This window comes from Nostoc sp., from assembly GCF_036917155.1.
Lineage (GTDB): Bacteria > Cyanobacteriota > Cyanobacteriia > Cyanobacteriales > Nostocaceae > Nostoc.
The window spans coordinates 1-4,158 of sequence record NZ_JBALDZ010000081.1; the positions used below are offsets into that span (position 1 = coordinate 1).

Below are 4,158 nucleotides of genomic sequence, written 5' to 3' on the forward strand. Positions count from 1 at the left end.
TTTGGTGGTACACTTAATGAACTAATAGTGTCATTACCAACAATATTTAAGTCACCTTCGTTAGCTTTGTATACTCCTGGAGTTGTCGGAAAAGACTGGGAAACTCCACCAAAATTTGGATCTCTGTAGACCTTAACCTGTGGTGACGGCGTGGAGGAGATATTGTAGGAAAGCTTATAGATAGTGCCGCTGTAGTCATCTGAAATTAACAAATTACCTTGTGGATCGACTACCATATCCACAGGTCGTCCCCAAGTTTCTTGTGTTGCTGGAACTACCCAACCACTGACTAAATCTATCTCCTCCCCTGGGGTCTGTGTCGTGGTGTTCCACGGAAAGTAAGCGATTTTGTAGCCCGTTTTTGTCTGCCGATTCCATGAACCATGCAGTCCCGTCACTACCCCATTTGAGTACAGACTAGGAAAGTTGGTATTTTGCAAGAATGTTAGTCCCAAGGGAGCCGAATGAGCTTGGATACCCTTGGTAATCCTGTCCATCGCATCGCAATTAACATGTCCATCAGCATTAAACTGATAGTCGCGGTCAAAGGGCATATTGTTGAGGCCATTTGGCGTGTCAGGATTGGGGTTGCAAAATGGCCAACCGTAGTTACCGCCATCTCGGACTTTCGTAAACTCCTCTGGTGGGTGGTTGTCTACGTAGGACGGAATAATCTTTCCGTAATTGCCACTGCCATCGTTGAAGGGATAGGCGATGTTATCTCGATTATTAACGACTACCCAAAGGTCATTTGTGTCAGGTAAGAATGCTAATCCTTCGGCATTGCGTAAGCCTTGAGCAAAAAGCCGCTGATTGCTTCCATCTGCGTTGTACTGGTAAATAGCACCGCGCAGTGGGTTACTAACGGTATCTTGCGTACAAGCATTGCATGTAGAAGCGATCGACACGTACAGTTGATGATTGGCATCGAGTGCGATATTTTTCAGTTCGTGACCATAAGCACCTCTGAGTTCGGCTGTGCTGCTGTCTGGTAAACCAGTTACGACAACTTGGCGATTCTGCGCGGTTATGTCTCCATAGTTGTAGGTGAAGCGGTTAATTTGATTAGTCTCAGAGATATAAACGTATGTGGTGTTGTCAATCTTATGAAACACAATGTCGTGCGGTTTGCGTAGACCTGTTATGAAGTCAGAAATAATTGGGTCATTAGTGCCATTTGACCTTACAATTACAACTTTACCCAAACCGGGCTGCGACACTAAAAGATCGCCATTGGGAGCAACTGCCATAAAGCGCGCTTGCGGAATGCGAGCATAAACAGAAACGGAGAAGTTGGGCGGCACTTTTAAGTAACGGCTAATATTAAAGGGTGTATAGCTCATCGTATTAGGCACTGTCAGCTTGGTTTCAACAGATGCATCTGGGGGTTGACCAAAAGCTGCGGTAGGAAAAACTTCTAAGGATATCAAACTAGTAAGTGAGGCGATAAAACTAACTAACGACGCGGATAGTATACGTCCGAGCATCTGTGTTGGATTTAGGAAAAACACACCCATTTTTGAACTTCCTTCTACTATGGTAGTGATGTATATTACACATAACTCTCGGTTGAGCGATTTTTTGAGACTTAGGGATTTACAAATAAACTATACCTGGATCTAGCCTGCCCTTAGCCGAAGCCAGGCAAGACCTTACACTCACCCCACAAGAAGTAGTTGAATATTTTTTTATTTGGAAGTCCCTTTGAAAGAAGCTTACTCAGGGGTACAGTTTTTGACAATACTTCGTTAGTTATATTCCTTGACTCAGAACTTGCTAACGGAGTTCTGAGTCAAGGAATTGATTGAAGCGGGTAAAATTTGTACAGTTATTAAGCACACATATCCCTGATAAGAACTAGTAGTCTGATCGCATTTGTTATTTCGGCGAACTCATTAGACATCTCCGAAAATGAATGTAGAGACGTAGCAGTGCTACGTCTCTACAAGGACTCTGGATAAGGCATATTTAATTTCTGGAGATGTCTATTTGTTATTTCGGCGTGTCCATAACGCACCCTACTGACGTGGCAAGCTTAAAATAGTTCATTAGACGTAGGTTGGGTGGAGCGGAGCGCAACCCAACATATATCAGGATGTTGGGTTACGCAAAGCCTCCACCCAACCTTGTATCTTAGAAGAGAGATTTAGGGAGAGGTTTTCCAGATACCTGTGATATTTCTGCAATCACCCTGAAATCTGGAAACATTACTCCAGCTAGTGGATATACTCGTAATCAAAATCTCAACACAAGCGAGTATTATGCTGAACTGGTTAGCTATGTGGGGTGTAACTCAGGCCGCCGGGTTGATTTTTAAACCCATTCTGGAAGACTTAGCCAAGGATGCTGCTAAAGATTGGGCTAAAGATTTATTAAAAGGCATCCCTGGCAAGATTTTCCAGAAACTTAAGAAGGAAGATATAGAAATTGCTGCTGGTAAAGCTTTAAAGGAATTTTTACAACTCATGCAGCAGCAGTTAAAGGTTCGTTGCAAACTTGCTGAAACTGAGATTAAAGAGTACACCACAGACATCCAGAAATTTATCAGCTATAAGTCGGTTACAGAAATTATTGGTCAGGCAATGATTGAGCCAAAGTTTGTAGGTACAATTGTTGATTATTTGATTGAACAAGATGGTGAAAAGGAAGAGTTTATCAATTTATTTTTAGCAGCTGAGTGCCTTGGAGAGGTTAGAAATAGAAGTATCATTGATACAATTGCTGAACAGTTACTCAATCATCTAAAATGCCTAATCAGATATGTAGATATATATCAAGAAGATTCTTCAATCTCACCACAAGAACGTAATAGGCTAAATCGTGCAATTTCTCGCCAAGCAGTTTCAGTAATCGCTAAAATCTGGAAAGAAAATACCAATACATTACCTTGGCTAAAAGCCTGCGCTCAATCCGATAATAATTGGCATATTCGGTGGCAAGCAACAAAAGAATTAGTTGAGAGTTGGAAAGATGACCCTGATACCTTGTGTATCGTTAAATCAAATGCTCGGAACGATGAAGATTTTTCTGTCCGAGCTATAGCAACAAGAGAATTAGCTAAAAATTGGAAGGATGACCCGGACACTTTACCTATCCTCAAAGATGCTCAATCTGATAATGGATGGCTAGTGCGAATTGCAGCAATGGAAGAATTGGCTAAAAATTGGAAGGATGATCCTGACACCTTACATATCCTTAAAACGTATGCTCAATCAGATATATTCTGGTTTATCAGACAAGAAGCACTGCAAGAGTTAGCACAAGGCTGGAAAGATGAGCCTGGTATGTTTGAGTTTCTGTACAAATGCGTCCTTGATGATCCTTTTACATCTCATCAAAGTGATGCTGAAAGCAACCCTCGCCTAACAGTACTTAAGGCAATCATTGAGCAATTTCCTCAGCATCACCAGACTTTACCACTGTTGCGCGATCGCGCCAAGAATGACCCAGATGAGCAAGTGCGGGAATTTGCTCAGAAGAAGTTAAAGCAGTTGGAAGGGTAAATCTAAGCTGATTTACTATTCACAGCAGAAACCGCAAAAGAAAGGCTTACTATTATCCATGTCACAATTGAGGAACAGACGATTTACCCAACATACGTACAAGCTATAGCCTGTCTACGTGTCTGTCAGATGTTGTCTAACACCTATCGGAGTATTGAGCTATTTCGCTTTGATGACCAAACCGGAGTTGTATTTATTTTTGTCAATGAAGAACTCCAAATCATTGTACCCGCTAATGGAAACTGGAGGTTTTTAAATGCGACCGAATTTTGAAGCAATGACTAACAAAGAACTAATAGCTTACGCACTTGCACATCGGGAAGATGTAGAGCCTTTGCGTGTTTTGTATGGCCGCCGCACTCCTGATTCAGAAGCAACATGGTACGGGCCAATGGTAGCTGAAGATGGTACACCAATAGAAGAAAATATTCGCATTGCAGAAGAAGCAATTAGGCAACGCATTGAGCAAGCAAATCAAAGCAAGCAAGATTCTCAAAGTTAAGCCTTAAGTTGCCTTTTGGTGTTTATATTGTCCATATAGCGGTTGCCAATTACATTAGGTAACCCAAGTTGCGGGTTATCGACTGATCTGTGCTTGTTACCACTCAATTGATGCGATCGCGTGCATCGGTACGTTGGCGCTACGCGCCAACGT

4 protein-coding genes are annotated in these 4,158 nt (G+C 42.1%); 3 read left to right on the plus strand and 1 reads right to left on the minus strand.

Annotation, left to right across the window (positions count from 1 at the left end; translation table 11 throughout):
- Nucleotides 1–1,517, minus strand: a 1,517-nt coding sequence (locus tag V7K67_RS12610; RefSeq protein ID WP_335166795.1) for a PQQ-dependent sugar dehydrogenase, incomplete at its 3' end; no start/stop codon positions are given.
- A gap of 744 nt (nt 1,518–2,261) precedes the next feature.
- Here V7K67_RS12610 and V7K67_RS12615 point away from each other — a divergent pair.
- From V7K67_RS12615 to V7K67_RS12620, 3 genes are all read left to right on the plus strand, one after another.
- Nucleotides 2,262–3,503, plus strand: a complete 1,242-nt coding sequence (locus V7K67_RS12615; RefSeq protein WP_334733381.1) for a HEAT repeat domain-containing protein — start codon at nt 2,262–2,264, stop codon at nt 3,501–3,503.
- A gap of 81 nt (nt 3,504–3,584) precedes the next feature.
- Complete coding sequence (locus tag V7K67_RS34370) at nt 3,585–3,776, plus strand: DUF6888 family protein (RefSeq protein WP_442943820.1); 192 nt, start codon at nt 3,585–3,587, stop codon at nt 3,774–3,776.
- Nucleotides 3,760–4,005, plus strand: coding sequence for a DUF6887 family protein (locus tag V7K67_RS12620; protein ID WP_174710332.1), 246 nt, complete (start codon nt 3,760–3,762; stop codon nt 4,003–4,005). The genes V7K67_RS34370 and V7K67_RS12620 overlap by 17 nt, the downstream gene beginning before the upstream one ends.
- The last annotated feature ends 153 nt before the right edge of the window (nt 4,006–4,158 follow it).